The following is a 20649-nucleotide window of genomic DNA, read 5'->3' on the forward strand; positions in this document are numbered from 1 at the left end:
ATGATCCCCGCCGTTTCTGTTTGTGACGTATCAGATGCCGTAGCGAACGCCTGCCGCGTCGCCACGCGATGCCGTTATCAGGGCTTCGGCGCGAACTGCAGCCGGGTCCACACCCCGTAGTGATCGGAGGCCCAGCGGCCGCCGTCATCAGGCTGGTCGAACAGGATCTTCGCTTCGCGCGCGACCATCTCGTCCTGCTGGAAGAAGATGTGGTCGATCCGCGACGGCGCCTGGTAGTAGTGGCGGTTGAGCGTGCTCACAGCCGCCAGGTCGGTGTTGACGTGCACGCTGCCGTAGCTGTCACCGTAGTGGCTGCGCAGTTCGCTCAGATCGCCGGCATCGACCAGGGCGTTGAAGTCGCCGGCAATCACCACCGGTGCCCCCGCAGAACTGCCGGCGATGAAACGCAGCAGGTCTTCGACCTGGCTGCGGCGGATGCTCTGGCCGGCGTCGTCACTGCGCTCGTTGAGATGGGTGGCATAGACATTGACCGGCCTGCCCTCCACGTTGATGCGCAGATGGGCCACGGTGCGGTAGTCATCCAGCGGCAGCAGCAGGTGCTCGCCATGCGCCAGGATCGGGCGCCGGGTCAGCAGCGCATTGCCATAACGCTTGGGTGCACCCACCGGATCGGTGGACACGAATACGTACCGGTAGCCGAGCTGGCTGGCCAGCCACTGCGCCTGGTTGCGCACGTTGCGCTTCTGGATCACCTCCTGCAGCGCGATGGCATCGGGCTGCAGGCGCTTGAGCTCGGCCACGATCGTGCGACGGCGGCTGGGCCAGTCCTCGCGGTCGTGGTGCAGGTTGAACGTGACCATGCTCATGCCGGGTTCGCCGACCGCCGTGGCCGCGTCAGCCGCGCTGGCCGACTCAGCGGCTGGCGCCAGCCCGGGCAGGGCCAGCGCGATCGCCAGCCCCAGCGCGCAGAAACCGCGACCGATTCCGAGCGGACCTCGCATGCTTACTTTTCCTTGCGTTCGGCGCGGCGCACCGCGCTGGGCACATCGATCTCGACGCGTGCCGGCAACTGGTGCACATGCAGCTCGTTGTTGACCCATTCCGCCGCCTCGCCGTTGACCGTGGCCTGGCCCGGCTCGCCTGCATACGGCCATGGCAGCACCACGCCACCGGCCGGCGGCACCAGCCCGGGCTGCACTTCCAGCACCAGCTGCTTGTCGCTGCGCTGCAGGCGATAGTTGAGCTGCCCCTGCGGAGTGCGCAGGCCCTGCACGGCAATGCCCTCGCCCTGCAGCCACGCCACCGGGATGCCGGCGGCCAGCACCAGCGCCTCATCCGCATCGCGGTTGTAGCCGAACATGTCCAGCGCCGAGCGGACGAAGTCCGAGGCCACCCAGGCATGCGGCAGGTCTCCCACGAAGAACGGCTTGCGCGGCGTGCGCGAGACGACCTCGGCCCACTGGTTCCAGGCCTGCGGCGCGCGATCCTTGAAGAAGAACTCGGTGGCCTGCCACGCACGATCACGCCATCCCAGGCGCACGAACGCGGCGACGTTGCGCCATTCGTACGGCGTGTAGTCCTTCCATTCGCGCTTGCCATCGCGGCGTGCGACGAATTCGTTCCAGTAACGCTGGAAGGTCGCGTCCAGCGCCTGTTGCGGCAACCGCCCCTGCTCGCCGCCCGGCGCCAACGCGATCGTGGTGGAGGTGGCGTCGAAGTCACCCAGCTCGGCCGAGCCCGGCAGGTAATCAATGCGGTGCTGCTGCATGGCCGACAGCAGCGAGGCCTGCAGGTCATCACGGAACTGATCGCGCGATTCGCTGATCTGCATCGCCTCGACCTTGCCCAGCTGCGCCGCCAGTTGCGCGGCGTCCTTGTAACCACGCAGCGCCCAGAAGTTGTCCCAGTACGAATGCATCGGCTTGGCCGAATAGCCCTCGTGGCTGATCGAGGCCGGCATCATCCCGTAGAAGGCAGGATTGCGCGCACGGTTCTCCTCGGTACGCTCGCTGCCGCGCAGTTGTTCCATGTAGCTGTAGGCGCCCAGCACATGCGGCCACATCTTCTCGAGGAAGGCCGTGTCGCCGGTATAGCGGCCGTACTCGGCGATGTTGTAGATCAGCTCGCCGTGGCTGTCGTTCTCCGGCACCGGGTCGCTGCCACGCGCATCGACGCAGCACGGCACCTTGCCGTTTTCAAACTGATAGGGCGCATACCAGGTCACGTAGTCACGCACAGCATCGCTGCGCCCCATCCGCAGCAGGCCTTCGGAGATCATCGCGCCATCGCGGATCCAGCTGCGTGCATAGGAGCGCGTACCGGGCTGCAGGCGCGGGCCGACCCGCGAGATCAGCATGTGCGCCACCGCGGTGCGCAGGGTTTCCACCAGCGGTTGGCCGGCGGCGGGCACCTGCAGGGTCACCACGCCCAGCTTGTCGCGCCACATCGCCGCGACCTGCTGCTGCGCCTTGGCCACGTCCAGTGCCTGCGGCGCCCAGCTGCCGGTCTGCGGCAGCACGATCGCCACCTCGCGGCTCTGCCCGGGTTCGAGCTTGATCGTGTACAGCAGTGCACCGGACGCCATGCCGGTGGTGTCCTTCACCGCGGTAGTGCCGGGCAGCTTGCCGCTGGCCAGGTGCATCGCATCCAGCTTGCCGTCGAAGCTGCTGGCAAAGCGAGCATCCGGTACCTGCAGGGGATACAGCCGCGGTTCGCCATTGATGCGCACCAGCTGCTCGCCCACGTCCAGGCTGTCGATGCGGCTGAAGCCGCCCACCGTGTTGAGGAACTGGGTGGGGGGATTGACCTGCCACGGGCGGATCGCCAGCGCCAGGGTGTATTCGTGGGCGACCTTGTCCGGATTGCTCAGCCGGTAGCGTCCGATCAGCTGGGCACGTTCGGGCGTGCCCTGCACGAAGCTGGTCACCGACAGGCCGGCCTTCTCGTGCACCCAATCGACCGTGGCGATCGGCAGGTACCGATCCTGCAGCGACTGGCTGATGGCAACGTTCGACCAGTCAAGCAGCTTGCCGTCGAGGCGGATGAACGGCTCGACGCTGAAGCTGCCCTTGGCCGGCTCCAGCGCACCGTCCTCACTGATCAGCGCCTGTTCCTGGCCACCGTCCAGGCCAAGCAGCGTCCAGTACGGCTGCTCGCCAACGTAAGCGCGCGGCAATGCGCCACGCGGCAGGTCGGCCGCCACCGAGGACAGGAAGGCATTGGGAGTCGCGGCGAACGCCAGCGGCTTCAGGGTGATGTCACGGATGCCGTAGCGCCAGTTCGGCCCGCCCTGCAGGTCGAAACGTACGTAGCGCGCATCGGTGTCGGGCAGTGCCAGCCAGTCGCGGCCACCGCCACCGGCGGTCACTTCGCGCACCGTACGCCAGTCACGGCCATCCTCGGAGGTCCGCACGGTGTAGCGATTGGCTTCCAGGTCGGGCAGCCAGTCGATTACCGCACCGCCGATCTCGCGGTTCTTGTGCAGGTCCAGGCTGATGGTCTGCTGCTTGACCCCACCGCTGATCCAGAAGGTATCGGACTTGCCGTCGATCATCCGGTCCTGCAGCGCGGTTGCGGTATCGGCGATCACCGAGGGCCGCAGCGCCGAATCATCCTGCGCGGGCAGGCCCTGCAGGGTCAGCTTGTCGAAGCACACGGTACCGCGGCCGCCGACCTTGCTGTAGATCGTGAATTCCATCGACGCGCTGCGCGCCATGTCCTTCTCTGGCGATGGCCCCCACGCCTTGTCGATCTGCCGGCGACGGTACTCCACCGGCGTCCACACCTTGGGGAAGGCATAGCCGGGGCGGTTGACCCACCACACGTTGTCGCCGCTGGCGTCGATCAGCTTGAACTGCAGGTCGTTGGCAGGCGAATCACCGCGCAGCTGGAAGCCGAAGCGGTAGTTGGCCGGGTACTCGATGTTCAGCGGGCGGCGGATGCCGACATAGCCGGAGACCTCGTGGAAGTCGTAATCCAGGCACAGCGCACGGCCACCGCCGGCACCACTGACCGGCCGCAGCGAGCCGCTGACCTGGTCGGACAACACCAGCTTCCAGGCGCTGATGTCGTCGAAATCATCCAGCACCTTCGGCGCGGGCAGCGCCGGTGGTGCGGCGATCGCCAGGGAAGACCACAACAGGCCCAGTCCAACGGCGATCGCACGCATCATCCCTTCACACTCCCCAGCAACAATCCTTGGATGTAGTACCGCTGCAGCACCAGGAACAGCGCCAGCACCGGAACCACGGTGACCACTGCGCCGGCCATCATCATTTCCACGTCCATGATGTGTTCGCGCGAGAGGGTGGCCAGCGCCACCGGCAAAGTGTAGTGCTCCTGGTCGGTCAGCACGATCAAGGGCCACATGAAATCGTTCCAGGCGCCCATGAAAGTGAAGATCGCCAGCGTCACCAGCACCGGCTTCAGCATCGGCAGCACGATCTGGAAGAAGATGCGCATCTCCCCTGCCCCGTCGATGCGCGCCGCTTCCAGCAGCTCATCGGGAATGGAGCGGGCGTACTGGCGCACCAGGAAGATGCCGAACACGCTGGCCAGCGCCGGCACGATCACGCCGCCGAAACTGTTGACCAGGCCCAGCTGCTTCATCAGCAGGAACAGCGGCAGCATCGCCACCTGTGCCGGGATCACCAGCGCCGCCATCAGCACCTGGAACAGGCGCTCACGGCCGGCGAACTGCAGCTTGGCGAAAGCGTAGCCGGCCATCGTGTTGAGCAGCAGCGAACCGAGGGTGATCGCCAGCGACACCAGCAGGCTGTTGGCGAAGTTGCCGCCCATGCCGGTGCGCGCGAACAGCTCGGTGTAATTGTGCGTGGTGATGCTGGACGGCAGCAGCGGCGGCGGGAAATGGGTGGCCTCGCCCTGCGGCATGAACGACACCGACAGCATCCACAGCAACGGTGCCAGGCTGACCAGGGCCAGCACCAGCAGCGCGCCATTGATCATCCACGGGTGCCAGCGTGACTGGCCGATTTCACGACTCATACCAACTGCCTCTTGCGGCCAAAGCGCAGCATCACGGTGGTCACCGCCAGGATGATCAGGAACAGCAGGAACGCCACAGCCGAGGCGCGTCCCAGGTTCCACCACTTGAAGCCTTCCTCGAACATGAAATACAGCACGCTGACGGTGCTCTGCAGTGGGTCGCCGCGGGTCATCACATAGGGTTCGGCGAACAGCTGGAAGTAACCGGATACGGTGATCACTCCGACCACCAGCAGCACCGGGCCGAGCATCGGCAGGGTGATGTGCAGGAACTGCTTCCAGCGCGAGGCGCCGTCGATGCGCGCGGCCTCGTACAGGTCATGCGGGATCGCCTGCAGGCCGGCCAGGAAGATCACCATGTTGTAGCCGAAGTTCTTCCACACCGCGAACAGCATGATGGTCGGCATCGCCCAGTTGGGATCGCCCAGCCAGTCGATCGGGCTGATGCCCAGATGGCCCAGGCCGTAGTTCACCAGGCCATAGCTGGTGTGGAACAGGTAGCGCCAGATCACCGCCACCGCCACCAGCGTGGTCACCACCGGGGCGAACAGCGCGGTGCGGAACAGCGCCTTGAAGCGCGCGGCCGGGGCATTGAGCAGAATGGCCGCGCCCAGCGATACGCCGATCGACAACGGCACGCCGATCACCACGAAATAGGTGGTGTTCCACAGCGACTTCCAGAACATCGGGGTCTGCAGCAGGTCGATGTAGTTGCCCAGACCCACGAAGCGCAGGTTGCTGCTGTCGGCCAGCGCATACAGGTCGAAGTCGGTCACGCTCAGCGCCAGCGCCGAAGCCACCGGCAGGCCGAAGAACACACCAAGCACGATCAGCGAGGGGCCGGCGAAGATCCAGCCGGCAAGCGAAGTACGTTTCATTGCGGGCTCCCGGCCGCGACTGCACTGGTCGAACCCGAGGGGGGTGCGCTGCGCTGCAGGCGTTGTTGTTCATGCATCCAGCGACGCTTGGCCAGCACCTTGTCCACGCGCTGGTCCAGTTCGGCCACGGCCTTGTCCTGCGGCAGGCCACCGCGCACCACCTGTTCGGTGACGATGCGCATTTCCTGCACGATGCGCTCCCATTCGAGCACCTTCGGGGTCGGCTTGACCCGCTCCAGCTGGTCACGGAAGGCCGCGGCAAGCGGATCGTTGGCCAGCGACGGTGCATTCCAGGTGCTGCGACGCGGCGGCAGGTCGCCGATGATCGCGTGGAAGCGCGCCTGGATTGCCGGCCGCGACAGGAATTCGATCAGCTTCCAGGACGCTTCCTTCTGCTGCGACTTGCGGAAGATCACCAAGCTGGTGCCACCGGCGATGCCGGCGCCCGGACCGTCTGGACCCGGCAGCGCGGCCGTGCCCCACTGCCCTTCCAGTTCCTTCGGCTGCAGCTTCTTGAACTCGCGGATGTTCCAGGGGCCGGAAATGTAGAACACGTTGAAGCCGCGGAAGAATTCATCCCAGACGTTGGAGATCTGGGTCTCGGACATCTTCGGCGCCCAGCCCTGCTCGAACATGTTGGCGTAGAACCCCAGCGTGCGGCGGAAGCCGGGGCTGGAGAAGTTGCCACGAGTGTCGTCGTCGCGCAGCAGCGGATCGGGCTGCTGCAGGGCCAGCGACAGCTGCTGCTCGAACTCGTTGATCGGTATCAGCACCGCATAGCGGTTCGGGCCCTGCATGCGCTTGATCGCGGCCATCTGCTCGTCCCATTCGGCCCAGGTGCGCGGCGGATGGTCGAAGCCGGCCTTGGCCAGCAGGTCCTTGCGGTAATAGATGAGGCGGGTATCGACGTACCACGGCACCCCGACCAGCTCGTTGTGGATCACGTTGGTATCCCAGATGCCCTGGAAGTAGTCCTTCGGATCGACCACGGTCGAGCGCTGCACGAACGGCTGCAGCGGCGTGAGCGCGTTGAGTTCGGCGAATTCTGGCACCCAGGTGTTGCCCAGCTGGCACACGTCGGGCAGGCCGTCGGCGGCAAAGGCGGTCAGCAGCTTTTCATGCGCGGCGGTCCAGGGGATGTTCTGCACATCGACCTTGATGCCGGGGTTCTCCGCTTCGAATTCGTGGATCAGCTCGCTGACCACCTCGGCCTCGCGGCCCATCGCCCAGAAGCGCACGGTAGTGGTGCCCTGCTCAGGGCGCGCGCAGCCTGCCATGACCAGCGCGGCCAGTGCAGGCAATGCCCAGCGTCGCAGACGGTGTTTCCAGTCGTGCACCTTGTTACTTCCCCTGGCCGGTGTTGCGGTTGGCATTGTTTTTCTGTTCCTGCGCGGCGGCCGCACGCGATTCGGCGATACCGACCGCACGTGCCGCTGCGGCCTTTTCATCCTTCTGCAGCAGCAGCGGCTGGAACTCGCCTTCCGGCGCCAGCCAGCCACCACTGAAGCCCGCCCGTTCCAGTCCCTTGCGGATGTACGGATTCTTCTTCATCACATCCCAGACGAAGTCGTTGCGGTAGTTGGCGATCATGGTCAGGATCGGGCCCTGGTCGATGGCGATGTAATCGCTGGCGACCCAGCCGCGATCAGGCACCACCCGCCCGGTCTTGATCGGGATGTCGTAGTTGAAGCTGGGATTGAACGAATCCAGGAAGCCATAGCTGGAATAGATGTAGTCGCCGTAGCGCTTGTGCATCTCCAGCGTGGCCGGAATCACTTCCTCGGGCGCGAACACGACCGAGGAGATCGCCGCGGTCGGCGCGATCGTGCCGTCATCGAAATTCTCGCGCAGGCCCGCACCGCGCGAAGAGTAATGGCGGAACTGGCGCTGCTCGCCCCGGTAGTCCTGGGTGGTGTTCTGCGGACCATCGCTGGCGGTCAGGCCCCAGACGTTCTCGCCATATTCCTTCCAGTTCATCGGATTGGCGATGGCGTACTCGCGCTGGGCCAGCGCCGCCGAACGGCTGTTGAGGAAGTAGGTGCTGCCACGCTCGCGCATGTACGCATCCTGGATATCGCGGAAGTCGATCCAGACATGGCTGTACTGGTGGCCGAACAGTGGACCGAAGGACAGGTATTCCTGGCCCTGGTAGACGCCCCAGTCGTTGTCGTAGGTGCGCGTCCACACCGTCCACGCATCCGGGCTGACCGGGTGGCTGGGCGAGCCCAGGGCAAGGATGTAGACCATCATCGCCTCGTTGTAGCCCATCCAGTCATGGTCGATGAAGCCGTTCTCGGGGAACCAGCCCATCGAGATCAGCGGCGCACGCTGCTGCAGCCACGGCCAGTCGACCCGCTTGTAGAGGGTGTCGGCGATCTGCCGGATTTCCTTCTCGCGCGGATCGTCGCCGTCGTAGTACGACTGCGCGAACAGCACGCCCATCATCAGCAGCGCGGTATCCACCGAGGACAGCTCCACCCAGCTGTCGTAGCGGCGCCCTTCCTGCATGTCCAGGAAGTGGTAATAGAAGCCCTTGTAGCCGGCCTTGCCGGTGCGCTGCGGGCCCATCGGCACATCGCGGAAGAACTTCAGGGTGGTCAGGGTGCGGTCGATGGCCTGGTTGCGGCTGATCCAGCCGTTCTCGATGCCGATCGGGTAGGCGGTCAGGGCGAAGCCGACCGAGGCGATGCTGGCAAACGGCCGCGACGGATAGCGGTCCGGGGTCAGGCCGTTGATCTCGTTGGTGGTATCCCAGAAGAACTGGAAGGTGCGGCGCTCGATGTCATCAAACAGCGGCGGCAGTTCCGGCTTCATCGGCCGCGGCGGTGCGTCGGCCTCGATCAGGATCACTGGCGGGCGCGGTTTGGCAGGCTCCTGCTGGGCCGGTTTGCAGGCCGCGATGGCCAGGGTCATCGCAGCGGCGGTCATCAGGTGGCGTGCCTGCATGGCGCGGTTCCTCCGGTGGGCTGATCGATGAAAGAGCATAACGTCCAATGACCTGAAATCGTTTACAAAGTGCGGTCTTAAAAAACCACGGAAACGTGGTTGATGACACCGCGGTCATTGCCCACGCCATTGCCCCCTGCCCGGCAATGGCGTGGGCAATGGACCGGCCCGAAGGCCGGCCATTGCCGTTGAAACCGGAGCCTTCGGCGAACCGATGGCTCCGTACTGCATCAACTTCCCGCGATCAGAAGCGGAAGCCCACTTCGGCCTTGACCTGACGCGGAGTACCGATGATGTCGCCGGTCTCGTTGTAACTGGCCTCCAGCTTGCCGTTGCTCTTGACGTAGTTGTAGGTGGAGAAGTTGTCGAAGTTGAACACGTTGATGATGTCCAGGCGAGCGTACAGCTCGGTATCGCCCGCCAGCTTGAACGTCTTCGTCGCCTGCAGATCGACCGAACGGTAGCCGAAGATCTTGCCACCGACCAGGAACTTGCCGTTGGCGTTGGGCACAGCCGCCTGCGGGGTCGGCAGGTTGTAGCCACTGGCCTGCGGCACCGGGTACCAGTCATTGACGGCGGTCGGGGTAGCCAGGGTGATCTTGCCACCGAAGGTGATGCCCCAGAAGCCCGCGTACGAACCGGTCACCACCAGGCGGTGGCGCGGCGCGCCGTTGGAACGGATGGTCGGGTAATCCTCGATCAGGCCGCGGTCGAAGGCGTACTTCTCGTTGATGTCGCGGTTGTGGCGCGCGGTCGTCCAGGTGTAGGCGATCGAGGTGCCCCAGCCGCTTTCCTTGGTGAACGGCTTCTGCGCCGACAGCAGGATCTGGGTCGCACGGGTCTTGATGCCCTGCTGGCCGATGATCAGGCTGCCGAAGCCCGGCACGTTGCAGCTCCAGGCCTGGCTCAGGCCCGGCTCGGTGCCACCGCACAGGCGCGGGTCATCGAAGAACTGGCCGGTCGGGTAACGGTTGCCCAGGGTGAAGGCGAAGCCGTCGTAGCTCAGGGTACGGGCGATGGTGGCGTCGGTCAGCCAGTCACCGATCTGGTTGCTCATGCCCAGGCTGAACTGATCCGAGTACGGCGCCTTCAGCTTGTTGTTCAGCAGGTCCACTTCCAGGCCTGCATTGCTGGTCGCACCGACCAGGCTCTGCAGGTTGCCGATGCCGTTGAGCAGGTTCGGGTTCCAGTCATAGCAGGCGGCCTGGCCGTTGATGCAGGTGCCGGTGGCCGGGTTGCGGAAGTAGATGGTCGGCTGCGGCAGGGCCAGCTTGGTGGTTTCCAGCTGCAGGTTGTCGAACAGGTCGCGGTCGTACGAACGGCCGGCACCACCGTGGATCACGTGCTGCTCGTCGGCATTGATGTCATACGAGAAGCCCAGGCGCGGCTGCCAGGCATCCTTGAATGCCTTGCGGTTGTGGCCGTTGCTGATGTAGTCGCTGATGTCCAGGCCGCCCAGCGCCAGCGAATCGGCGTAGGTCTGGCCGGCGGCGGCGCGCGGATCCTGCGAATAGATCGCGTCGACCACGGCCTGCGGGGTAACGAAGTCCAGGTAGGTCGGGGTCTTTTCGTAGTCCCAGCGCAGGCCGATGTTCAGCTGCAGATGGTCGTTGACCTGCCAGTCGTCCTGGATGAACACGCCATACTGCTTGGACTTCGAACGCACTTCACCGGACACGCCGTCCACGCCGGTCACCGGCTTGACGAACTGCGCCTTGTACGGAATGGAATCGGGGAAGTCCGGATCGCCCAGGCTGTAGGTGAAGGTCGGATTGATCTGCGCCGCATCGGAGGCGTACAGGTCGATCGCCTTGTACTTCACGCCCATCTTGATGGTGTGGTCGCCGGCCCACTGGATGCCGTCCAGGGTCAGGTTGTCTTCGATCGACCAGCCCTTCTGGCCCTTCACCTGCGAATCCAGTGCCGATGCGCCACCGATCTTCACCACGGTACGGTCTTCGGTGCCGTCCGGTGCGGTGTAGGTGATGCCGTTGGCCAGGGTCAGCGGGGTCGGGTTGTTGAACGAATCTTCATGGGTGACCATCATTTCGTTGTAGTAACGCTCGCCGCTGTGGTTCCAGCGCAGGGCGTAACGACGGTCGGTGTTGACCACTTCACGGCCGGCTTCCGGCGAGGTCTGGCCACTGAACTGCGACTGGGTTTCGTCGCGGTCCTGGAAGGTCAGCTCGATGCGATCGTTGTCGGTCGGCTCGAAGTCGATCTTGCCGAAGATCAGATCCTGCTGGAACGGCTGGCTGGCCGGGCCCAGGCCGGCGGCGCCTGCGGGCGGCAGCAGGCCGGCAGCACCGGTGACCGCGCCGTCCGGCGCGATGGTGACCGGCAGGTCGAAGCGCTTGGCTTCATAGGTCACGAAGAAGTGTGCCTTGTCCTGGATGATCGGGCCGCCCAGAGCGAAGCCGTATTCCTTCTCGGCCGAGACCATCTTGTCCTTGCCGCCCTGGCGTTCTGCCGGGGTCTTGGCGCGCATGTCCTCATCGGTGTAGCGGTAGAACGCCTCACCCTTGAATTCATTGGTACCGGACTTGGTGGCAGCGGTCACTGCGGCGCTCGACACCTGGCCGTACTCGGCCTTGTAGTTGCCGCTGATGACCTTGTATTCGCCGATGGCCAGCTGCGGGAACGGGTTGCCGGCGCTACCGGACTGGCCGGCCACGCCGCCGCCCTTGACGTAGCTCTTCTGGCCCACGCCGTCGATGTAGACGTTGGTGCCGTCGGAGTTGGTGGCACCGCCGCGCAGCGAGGTGTTGCCCTTGGCATCACGGGTGAAGATCAGGCCCGGCACCGCGTCGGCGAACTCCAGGAAGTTGCGCGACACCTGCGGGGTGGTCTGGATCTGCTGCAGGCTGACGGTCTTGCCCACTTCGGAGGTACGCACTTCCTGCAGCAGCGTCGGTGCGACGACGTTGACGGTGTCCAGGTTGGTGGCGGCGGTCGAGCCGGTACCACCGGCAGCCGCCTCGCTGAAGTTCAGCGTCGCGGTCGAGGCGACGGTGACGGTGACCTTCTGCGTCTGGCCGTTGGCGACCACGTTGTAGGTGCCCGGGTCCAGGCCCATCAGCGAGTAGCTGCCGTCGGCGCGCACGGTGCCGCGACGGACGGTACCGGTGGCGACGTTGGTGGCGGTGACTTCGGCACCGGCCTGGGCGCCGGACACCTGGCCGCGCAGACTGGCGTTGGCCGACTGCGCCATGACGTTCGGGGCGGCGGCCAGCATCAGGCAGCTGACCAGTGCGGTGCTCAGCAGCCGGCGGGCCGGCGTGCGGATAGTGGAATGCATCATCAACTCAATCTCCGGGTGGCGGTGACCGCTTGCGCGGCACCTGCGATCAATCAAAAAAGAAGGAACGCCTCTGGCTTCAATGGCCGGATGGCGGAGTGGTGGAATCGCGAACAATCAGGCGCGGGACCAGGGTCTGCTTGTCCCCTGCCCCTTCCGTGGAGGTGCCGTCCATCAACTGCAACAAACGCGACATCGCCCGATCGCCCAGTTCGGCAATGCTGACCTGCATGGTGGTCAGCGACGGGTGAACGAAACGCGCAAGCGGAATGTCATCGAAGCCGGCCAGGGCGACATCGGTCGGGACATGGACACCTGCCTGCGCGAAGGCATACAGGCAACCCAGGGCCATCATGTCGTTGGCGGCGAATACGGCATCGGGCAGCGTGCCGGCTGCCAGCAACTCCTGACCGGCGCGATGGCCGGAAGCTTCGTCGAAATCACCGGGCAGCTCGATGCCTTCGGCGCCGCTGCCAAATGCCGCCAGCGCGTCACGGAAGCCGCGCAGGCGCTCGCGCGCGTCGAAGTTGAGGTCCGGGCCAGAAATGAATGCAATGCGGCGATGGCCAGCATCGAGCAGGTGGCGGGTCATCGCCATCGCCCCTGCATGGTCATCGATGCTCAACACCGGATGGTCCTGCCCAGGCAGGTAGGTGTTGATGAGTACCGTCGGCAATGCCTGCGGCAGGTTGTCGGTCAGGAACCCCGGGCTCTCCGCATAGGGCGAGAGCACCAGCAGACCGTCGACCCGGCCGCGCATGGCACGCAGGGCTGCACCCTGCTGCTCCTGGTCGCCGTGATAGCTCGACACCAGCAGGTGCTGGCGCCGGCTGCGGGCGACGTTGTCGATGCCACGCATCAACTCGGAGAAGAATTCGCCGTACAGGTCCGGAAGCACCACGCCCACCGTATTGGTGCGGCGGCTGCTCAGGCTGCGGGCGGCGGCATGCGGGGTGTAACGCAGCCGTGCGGCCACCTCCAGCACAAGCTGGCGGACCGGTTCGGCGACATTTTCATGCCCGTTGAGCGCGCGCGAAACGGTGGCCACAGAGACCTTGGCTTCACGGGCGACGTCTTTGATTGTTATGGCTGCCTTGTTCACGAAGCCGCCCTCCACGGCTTGGACCTACCAGCATTGGCGCGGAATGTAAGCGTTTCCATCTGCGCTTGTAAACAGTCCGTTAGACGAATGTCCGCAAACGGACACGGAAACCTGTCCCTGGCAGGCCCATCAACGGACCTGCCAGGACAGCGCGGGACAAGGCCTCAGCCCTGTTCTGACGGGGTATGCGCGCGGATGGACAACGCGTGGATGTCGGTTTCCATCAACGTGCCCAAGGCGGCGTAGACCGCGCGATGACGCGCCAGCGGGGCCATTCCCGCGAAGCGCTGGCTGACCACGTGCACGTTGAAATGGCCGCGACCATCGCGCGCTCCGGCATGGCCTGCATGGCGATGGCTGTCGTCTTCGATCTCAAGCACGCTGGGGGACAGCGCCTGCTGCAGCGCATCACGAATCTGCTCGATCCGTTCCGCGTTCACGGCAGCACCTTGCGGAATGGACGGACCTGCACCCGCACGTAGACGCCCGCGGCGACGTAGGGGTCGGCATCGGCCCAAGCCTGGGCCTGCTGCAGCGAGTCGAAGCCGGCGATCACCACCGAGCCACTGAACCCTGCCGGGCCCGGGTCTTCGCTGTCGATCGCCGGACACGGCCCGGCCACAAGCAGGCGGCCTTCATCGCGCAACGCTGCCAGCCGCGCCAGGTGCTCGGGCCGCGCCTGCAGCCGCTGGGCCAGCACATCCTGGCCGTCATATCCTTCAATCACGTACCACACCGGCATGTCCTCGCTTGCGTTGCTGGTGGGCCGATTCTAGCCAATCCCGCCGCCTGCCCGGCCTCGGCTGGACACTGGCGCGGCAAAGGCTTACCCTAGAGGCCATTGCACGTGGCTGGATGCAGCAGCCCGTCGGTTTTTGCGGCCAACGCAGCCCCCGACGACCGACCCGCTGCTTCGAACCGGTCAACCCGACCGGGCCACGTAGACGACCTCCCCGTAGTCCTGTCGCTGCCGTGTCCTGCGGAGCGCCCTGTTGTTTGATGTGTGGAACCGCGCCGAGACAGGCGCGCCTGGTGTCCTGGCGGTCCGTGGCAGTTGCCCGGTGTGTCAGCTACCGCGACTGGTCCGTTGCAATCCTGATCTCCATTAGATGACTTCCGAACTCGCGCTCGACGCGAACACGCCAACCCGGCCGCCCGCCCCCCAGCAGCAGGAAATGCCGCTGGCCGTGGTGCATGGGCAACCGGTCCTGCAGATTCCGCAGGACCTGTACATCCCGCCGGATGCGCTGGAAGTCATCCTGGACGCCTTTGAAGGACCGCTGGACCTGCTGCTGTACCTGATCCGCCGGCAGAACCTGGACGTACTGGACATTCCCGTGGCCGAGATCACCCGGCAGTACGTGGAATACATCACCGTGATGCGCGAGCTGCGTTTCGAGCTTGCCGCCGAGTACCTGGTGATGGCGGCGATCCTGGCGGAAGTGAAGTCGCGCATGCTGCTGCCCCGCCCCCCCAGCGTGGAGGGAGAGGAAGCCGATCCGCGTGCGGAGCTGGTGCGACGGCTGCAGGAGTACGAACGTTTCAAGCAGGCCGCCGAGGATATCGACGCCCTGCCCCGGCAGGACCGTGACACCACCGTGGCACATGCCTTCATGCCCGAGCGCGCCGCAGTGAAGCTGCCGCCGCCGGTGGACCTGAAGGAAATGCTGATGGCGCTGCACGACGTGCTCAAGCGCGCCGAGCTGTTCACCGGCCACGCCATCAAGCGCGAGGCGCTGAGTGTCCGGCAGCGCATGGGTGAAGTGCTGGGGCGGCTTGAAGACGGCAGGTTCTATCGTTTTGAAAACCTGTTCACCGCCGAAGAAGGCAAGCTGGGTGTGCTGGTCACGTTCCTGGCCGTGCTGGAACTGGCCAAGGAGCAGCTGCTGGACCTCGTGCAGGAAGAACCGCTGGCGCCGATCTACGTGAAGTCCCTGGCCGCCGGCAATACCAATGCCCCGCTGCAGTTCAGCAGCGAGTTCGACGACAACGACGCCGCCAATGAAAACGAGTGAGCGCTGACTGCCGATGGATCAAACGCTGATCAACCGCATTGTCGAAGGTGCGCTGCTGGCCTCCAGCCAGCCGCTCACCCTGTCCCAGCTGAAGGACCTGTTCCCGGAAGATGAGCCGGCACCACCGGGCAGCATCGAACGTGCCTTGGAACGGCTGCGCGAGGGCTGCCAGGACCGTGGCGTGGAACTGGTGGAGGTGGCTTCGGGCTTCCGCTACCAGGTGACCGCCGAAGTACATGGCTGGATCAGCCGGCTGTGGACCGAACGCAAGACCCGCTATACCCGCGCCACCCTGGAAACACTGGCCCTGATCGCCTACCGGCAGCCGATCACCCGTGGCGAGATCGAGCAGGTGCGCGGCGTGGCGGTCAGCAGTAACATCATCCAGGCACTGGAAGAGCGCGAGTGGATCCGCGTGGTCGGCCACCGCGACGTGCCTGGCAAGCCCGCCCTGTTCGGCACCACCAAGGGCTTCCTGGACTACTTCGGGCTGAAACGCCTGGACGAACTGCCGCCGCTGTCCGAGCTGAAGGACCTGGGCGACCTGGAACCGCAGCTGGCGCTGGATCGTGACGCCCCCCTCGCCGCCAGTGCCGACGGCCCGGACGTGAGCGACGACCCGGACGCCGCTGCAAATGACGACGCTGGCACGACCGCCGGCGACACCCCCGATTCTGCCGACGCACTTCCTGCGGCGGCCGACGATGAGCAAGCACCTTCGCCCTCCGATGATGGGCACCCCGATTCCGCGCCGGGCGAGCGCGCGGTGACAGTGAACGAACGCGAAGACAACGCCGTCGCGAAGACGACCGTGGCTGTTGACCAAGCCGATTCCGAACCAGAGGCCGACCTCGAAACCGTCGGCCGGAGCAAAACTGATGAGTGACACCCCCCGCAAGCCCTCGTTGAACAAGCTTTCGCTCAAGCGCGAAGCCACGTCCGAACAGTTCAAGCTGGAAGAACGCCTGCACAAGGTCCTGGCCCAGGCCGGCCTCGGCTCGCGTCGTGCGCTGGAACAGCGCATTGCCGAAGGCCTGGTCAAGGTCAACGGTGAAGTCGCCCAGACCGGCATGTCGGTCAAGAGCGGCGACAGGATCGAGCTCGACGGCCGCGGCTTCGTCGCCACCGCGCTGGCAGAGCCGTCGCGCGTGCTGGTCTACAACAAGCCGGAAGGCGAAGTGACCACCCGCGAAGACCCCGAAGGTCGCCCGACCGTGTTCGAATCCCTGCCCGCGCTGAAGGGTGCCCGCTGGATCGCCGTCGGCCGCCTGGACATCAACACCACCGGCCTGCTGCTGGCGACCACCGACGGTGAGCTGGCCAATGCCATGATGCACCCGTCCTTCGAGGTCGAGCGCGAGTACGTGGTGCGCGTGCGCGCCCCGGAAGGCGAGGACAAGGTGGCTGATGCCATCGTCGACCGCCTCACCCGTGGCGTCGCGCTGGAAGATGGCCCGGCCAAGTTCGATGAGATCGAACGCATCGGCGGCACCGATTCGCACGACTGGTTCCGCGTCGTGGTGAAGGAAGGCCGCAACCGCGAAGTGCGCCGCCTGTGGGAATCGCAGGGCTGCCAGGTCAGCCGCCTCAAGCGCACCCGCTACGGCAAGGTCAGCCTGCCGCGCGAACTGGCCCGCGGCCAGTCCGTCGAACTGCCGGGCAGCCAGGTCGAAGCGCTGCGCGCGGAGCTGAAGCTGGAAGAAGGCGCGCCCTCGGCCCTGACCCTGCAGCCGGTGATCGGCCAGCGTCGTGCCGCCAAGACCACCGTGCGCGTGCGCGAAGGTGGCCGCGGCAATGCCTATGTCAACGGTCACAACACCGCCGATGAAGGCCGCGAACTGCGCCGCTTCGACAACGTGCGCGAAGATCGCGGCCGTGGTCGCGGTGGCAAGGGTGGTGGTGGTTTCAAGGGCGGCCTGACCGTCAGCGGTGAAGCTGCTGCCAAGCAGTCGCAGCGTCCGTTCAAGCAGCGCGCACCGAAGAACGACCGCTCGCTGCCGGAAGGCAACCCGGCCGCATTCCGTACCTGGTACGTGCCCGATGGCGTGAGCACCGGCCCGAGCGGCCACCGCAATGCCGGTCCGGGCGCTCGTGGCCCGGGGGCCCGTGGTCCGGGCGCAGGCGGCCAGGGCCGTCCGTACGGCAAGCCGAAGGGGCCGGGCGCAGGCGCCGGTGGCGGCCAGGGTCGCGGCGGGTTTGGGGGTGAAGGACGTGGTGGCGCGGGCGGCCAGGGTCGTCCGGCCGGCGCGGGCAACCGCTCGCAGGGCCAGGGCAACAAGCACCCGTACGGCCATCCGGGCAATGCCCCGAGCTTCCCGTCCGACCATGCCAATCCCGGGTTCAGTCCGTATGGCAGCTCGCGTCTGGCCGGCAACGGTCGTCCGGGCGGCAATGCCAATGCACGTCCGGGCGGCAACCGTGGTCCGGGTGGTCCGGGCGGCAATCGCGGTCCGGGTGGCCCCGGCGGCAACCGTGGTCCCGGCGGCCCGGGTGGCAACCGCGGCCCGGGTGGCCCCGGCGGCAACCGTGGCCCGGGTGGCCCGCGTCGCAGCGGCCCGCGCGGCGGCTGATCTCCACCTTCAATGAAGGACACAGCGATGACACGGATGTTGTCCCTCGGCGCCCGCATCGGCGCCGTGCTGGTGGCTCTGTTGCTGGTCGGCGGCTGCGAACGCGCTGCCGACCGGCTCAAGCAGGAAATCGCCGCCACGCAGAATCCCTGGCCGAAATCTTCGGCCCTGCACGATCCGGCCGACCGCATGCTGCGTCGGCTGATTGTCGATGAGCGCTATCTCACCCGCATCAAGCAGGCCGGCAGCAAGGACAAGGCTGCTGTCGCCGGTGCACAGCTTGCACTGGATGGCATCGGCCGCCTGCCCCGCCCCATGCTGGAGCGGCGTGCGCAGCTGCTGGCCGCAATGCTGCGCGGAATGCCGGTAGAGAAATGCGCACTGATCGCCCGCGCCACCACGGCCTCGGACATTGCGCAGGTAGGCAGGACCTTGTTCAACGAACTGGAAAAGCGACCGTCGCAGGACATCGATTTCTGGTTCGAGATGAGCTACCAGGCCAGCCTCGCCGAGCTCGAACAGCGACCCGCAACCCCTGCCACTGAACAGCAGATTGCCGAGGCGACCGAGGCCCTGCTCGCCTCGATGGCTGACGAAAGCACGCGCGCGCGGGCCATGGCGGTACTGCCGCGGATGGACACCGCACCAGCTGCCGACGTCTGCTGGGCATCGCTGATGCTGCTTGATGCCGCGTCCAGCACCGTGCCCGAACCACATCGCGGCACATTGGCCTGGCTGATGGCCCAGCAGTAGACACGGCGACGGAAGCCGGGCCCGTGCGCCCGCTTCCCCGCGTTCGGCCGCGACCACTCCACTCTCACCCTGCCGCTCGAGCGCTTTCGGCGCGCTGGAACGCCGCAGGCGTGGTCGCGACCATGCTGCGGAAGAAGGCGATGAACGGACTCTCTGCCGAGAATCCAAGCTCCAGCGCCACGTGCGCGACACGATGGCCGAGCAGCAGCAGTTCCATGGCCCGCATCAACCGCCATTGCTGACGCCACGCCTGGTAGCCCATGCCGGTATCGCGTTGCATCAGGCGCCCGATCGTACGCACGCTCAGTCCGCTGCGCTGGGCCAGCTCGCCCAGTTCGGGCGGCAGCTGCTCGGCCACCGGCAGGCAGCGGGCGATGCGCGGGTCGCGCGGTAATGGCAGCTCCATCGGCTCCACCGGCGCAGCGGCAATCTCAAGCACGCACAGCGCTAGTTGATGCCCCGCTCGCGGCGCTTGCCAGTCATGTGCGAACGGCGCCTGCGCGATCGGCTCCAGCAGCGCCTGCAGCAGGGGACCGACACCAATGATTGCTGGCTGCTGCGGCAACTGCGCCGACAGCGTGGCATCGAAGTACAGCGACCGATAGTCCACCGCCTGTCGCATCTGCGCGCGGTGCAGCAGACCACCCGGAATCCACGCCGCGCGCGATGGCGGCAACAGGCTGATGCGATCGCCGAACGTCAGCCGCGTGCAACCGGCGCGCGTGTACAGCAGTTGCGAACGTGCGTGCTGGTGCCAACCGGAGTCATGCTCGGCCAGCGTGGCAGCGATACCGATCACCGGGGCGCTCCAGGCATCGGCATCGAAGCGAGCGTCGGGCTGCAGCCACGCCATGTCCGATTTCATCCATCTACTGTCGTAATCACTAGAGTGCGCCATCGGCATGGCCACGACAATGCGCGCCCCTGTTTCCGGAGCACGCCGATGTCGCCTCGCCTGCTGTCCCTCACCATTGCGCTGCTGATGTTTCCGCAGCTGGCGCAGACCCTGTACAGCCCGGCGCTGGCCGATCTGGCGCAACGCTTCACCCTGCCAGCCAGCGCTGCCAGCCAGGCGATGAGCCTGTACCTGCTGGGCTTTGCGCTGGGCGTGCTGCTGTGGGGAAGGCTGGCCGACCGCGTTGGCCGTCGCCCCGCCCTGCTGGGTGGCCTGTGCGTTTTCGTGCTGGCGGCACTGGGCGGATTGGCGGCCGGCACGTTCGGCCAGGTGCTGGCTGCGCAGATGCTGGCGGCCCTGGGCGCCGCCGCCGCCTCGGTGGTGACCCAGACCGTGCTGCGCGACCACCTTGAAGGGCCCGCGCTGGCGCAGGCGTTCTCCTGGATTGGCATGGCGCTGGCGCTGAGCCCGGCGATCGGGCTGGCACTGGGCTCGCTGCTGGTCGCTGCCGATGGCTATGCCGGCGTGCAGGCCGGCCTGCTGCTGATCGCTGCATTGCTGATGCTCGGCTGCGTGACCGGGCTGCGTGAAAGCCGGCCCGCGCAGATCGCGCCCGTACCGCTGCGGCCCCTGCTGCGGCAACTGCTGGGCGACCGTTGGATCTGGTCGCACGCGCTGCTGGTCATGGCCTTCAACGTGGCCATGTACAGCTGGTACGCGCTGGGGCCGTTCGTGTTCGCACGCCTGCACTGGCCGGCCAGCTGGTTCGGCGCCAGCGGTGCGGTGCTGGCGCTGGGTTCGGCGTTGGGCGCCTGGGCCAATGGCCGCCTGTTGCGTACCGGCGTCCCTGCGTTGACGCGCATCCGCATCGCGGCATCGCTGGTACTGGCTGGTGGTGTCCTGGCCGCGCTGCTGCGCGGGCAACCGGTCATGGTGATGGCGATGCTGCCGGTCGTGGCGGGATTCGGCCTGGCCATCCCCAACGTGCTCGGGCAGGCACTACGCGGCTATGCACACTGCCTGGGCAGTGCCGGCGCCCTGTTCGGCCTGCTCTACTACCTGCTGATCGGCGCGGCGATGGCCGTTGTCAGCGCACTGCAGATGCTGGCGCCATCCATCATCGCCTGTGCAGTGCTGGCGCTGTGGTTGCTGCGTCCGCGGAGCGCGCTGGCCTAGGAATTGCTGCAAACGCCCTGCACTGTGCGCCACTGCCGGAAACCGCGCGGC

The 20649-nt window shown here is 66.2% G+C and carries 16 protein-coding genes; 5 read left to right on the forward strand and 11 right to left on the reverse strand.

Annotation, left to right across the window (positions count from 1 at the left end; all coding sequences use genetic code 11):
• Positions 1-77 precede the first annotated feature (77 nt).
• The 10 genes from D0Y85_RS13460 to D0Y85_RS13505 form a co-directional block, all read right to left on the reverse strand.
• A complete protein-coding gene (locus D0Y85_RS13460) occupies positions 78-962 on the reverse strand; it encodes an endonuclease/exonuclease/phosphatase family protein (RefSeq protein ID WP_117310824.1) in 885 nt (294 codons plus the stop codon).
• Between the two features lie 2 nt (positions 963-964).
• Positions 965-4132, reverse strand: coding sequence for a discoidin domain-containing protein (locus D0Y85_RS13465; RefSeq protein ID WP_117310825.1), 3168 nt, complete (start codon positions 4130-4132; stop codon positions 965-967).
• Positions 4129-4965 (reverse strand): carbohydrate ABC transporter permease, encoded by an 837-nt coding sequence (locus D0Y85_RS13470; RefSeq protein WP_117310826.1) that lies wholly within the window; start codon positions 4963-4965, stop codon positions 4129-4131. Before D0Y85_RS13470 ends, D0Y85_RS13465 begins: the two co-directional genes overlap by 4 nt.
• Complete coding sequence (locus tag D0Y85_RS13475; protein WP_117310827.1) at positions 4962-5843, reverse strand: sugar ABC transporter permease; 882 nt, start codon at positions 5841-5843, stop codon at positions 4962-4964. The genes D0Y85_RS13470 and D0Y85_RS13475 overlap by 4 nt, the downstream gene beginning before the upstream one ends.
• Positions 5840-7180, reverse strand: coding sequence for a sugar ABC transporter substrate-binding protein (locus D0Y85_RS13480; protein ID WP_117310828.1), 1341 nt, complete (start codon positions 7178-7180; stop codon positions 5840-5842). The genes D0Y85_RS13475 and D0Y85_RS13480 overlap by 4 nt, the downstream gene beginning before the upstream one ends.
• A gap of 4 nt (positions 7181-7184) precedes the next feature.
• Positions 7185-8789, reverse strand: a complete 1605-nt coding sequence (locus D0Y85_RS13485) for a glucoamylase family protein (RefSeq protein WP_117310829.1) — start codon at positions 8787-8789, stop codon at positions 7185-7187.
• Positions 8790-9033: 244 nt separating this feature from the next.
• On the reverse strand, positions 9034-12090 hold the full coding sequence (locus D0Y85_RS13490) for a TonB-dependent receptor (protein WP_117310830.1): 3057 nt from the start codon (positions 12088-12090) through the stop codon (positions 9034-9036).
• A 76-nt stretch (positions 12091-12166) separates the two neighbouring features.
• A complete protein-coding gene (locus D0Y85_RS13495) occupies positions 12167-13189 on the reverse strand; it encodes a LacI family DNA-binding transcriptional regulator (RefSeq protein WP_025876505.1) in 1023 nt (340 codons plus the stop codon).
• A 164-nt stretch (positions 13190-13353) separates the two neighbouring features.
• Positions 13354-13629, reverse strand: a complete 276-nt coding sequence (locus D0Y85_RS13500; protein ID WP_117310831.1) for a BolA family protein — start codon at positions 13627-13629, stop codon at positions 13354-13356.
• Positions 13626-13925 carry a YciI family protein gene (locus D0Y85_RS13505; RefSeq protein WP_117311935.1) on the reverse strand — a complete coding sequence of 100 codons (300 nt, stop codon included), beginning with the start codon at positions 13923-13925 and terminating at the stop codon, positions 13626-13628. The genes D0Y85_RS13500 and D0Y85_RS13505 overlap by 4 nt, the downstream gene beginning before the upstream one ends.
• Positions 13926-14298: 373 nt before the next feature.
• Here D0Y85_RS13505 and D0Y85_RS13510 point away from each other — a divergent pair, with 373 nt between their 5' ends.
• From D0Y85_RS13510 to D0Y85_RS13525, 4 genes are read left to right on the forward strand one after another with little or no spacing between them, the layout of a single operon-like run.
• The gene (locus D0Y85_RS13510) at positions 14299-15204 is read left to right on the forward strand and encodes a ScpA family protein (protein ID WP_025876498.1); all 906 of its coding nucleotides are present in this window, start codon (positions 14299-14301) and stop codon (positions 15202-15204) included.
• Between the two features lie 13 nt (positions 15205-15217).
• The gene (scpB, locus tag D0Y85_RS13515; RefSeq protein WP_117310832.1) at positions 15218-16090 is read left to right on the forward strand and encodes an SMC-Scp complex subunit ScpB; all 873 of its coding nucleotides are present in this window, start codon (positions 15218-15220) and stop codon (positions 16088-16090) included.
• Complete coding sequence (locus D0Y85_RS13520) at positions 16083-17774, forward strand: pseudouridine synthase (protein ID WP_117310833.1); 1692 nt, start codon at positions 16083-16085, stop codon at positions 17772-17774. The genes scpB and D0Y85_RS13520 overlap by 8 nt, the downstream gene beginning before the upstream one ends.
• Positions 17775-17801: 27 nt before the next feature.
• Positions 17802-18527, forward strand: a complete 726-nt coding sequence (locus D0Y85_RS13525) for a hypothetical protein (RefSeq protein ID WP_133119351.1) — start codon at positions 17802-17804, stop codon at positions 18525-18527.
• Between the two features lie 64 nt (positions 18528-18591).
• On the opposite strand, the gene D0Y85_RS13530 is transcribed toward D0Y85_RS13525, so the two are convergent.
• Positions 18592-19380, reverse strand: a complete 789-nt coding sequence (locus tag D0Y85_RS13530; RefSeq protein ID WP_025876489.1) for a helix-turn-helix transcriptional regulator — start codon at positions 19378-19380, stop codon at positions 18592-18594.
• A 90-nt stretch (positions 19381-19470) separates the two neighbouring features.
• Between D0Y85_RS13530 and D0Y85_RS13535 the strand changes: the two genes are divergently transcribed.
• On the forward strand, positions 19471-20598 hold the full coding sequence (locus D0Y85_RS13535) for an MFS transporter (protein ID WP_117310834.1): 1128 nt from the start codon (positions 19471-19473) through the stop codon (positions 20596-20598).
• The last annotated feature ends 51 nt before the right edge of the window (positions 20599-20649 follow it).

The sequence above is a fragment of the Stenotrophomonas sp. G4 genome, assembly GCF_003428825.1.
Lineage (GTDB): Bacteria > Pseudomonadota > Gammaproteobacteria > Xanthomonadales > Xanthomonadaceae > Stenotrophomonas > Stenotrophomonas indicatrix.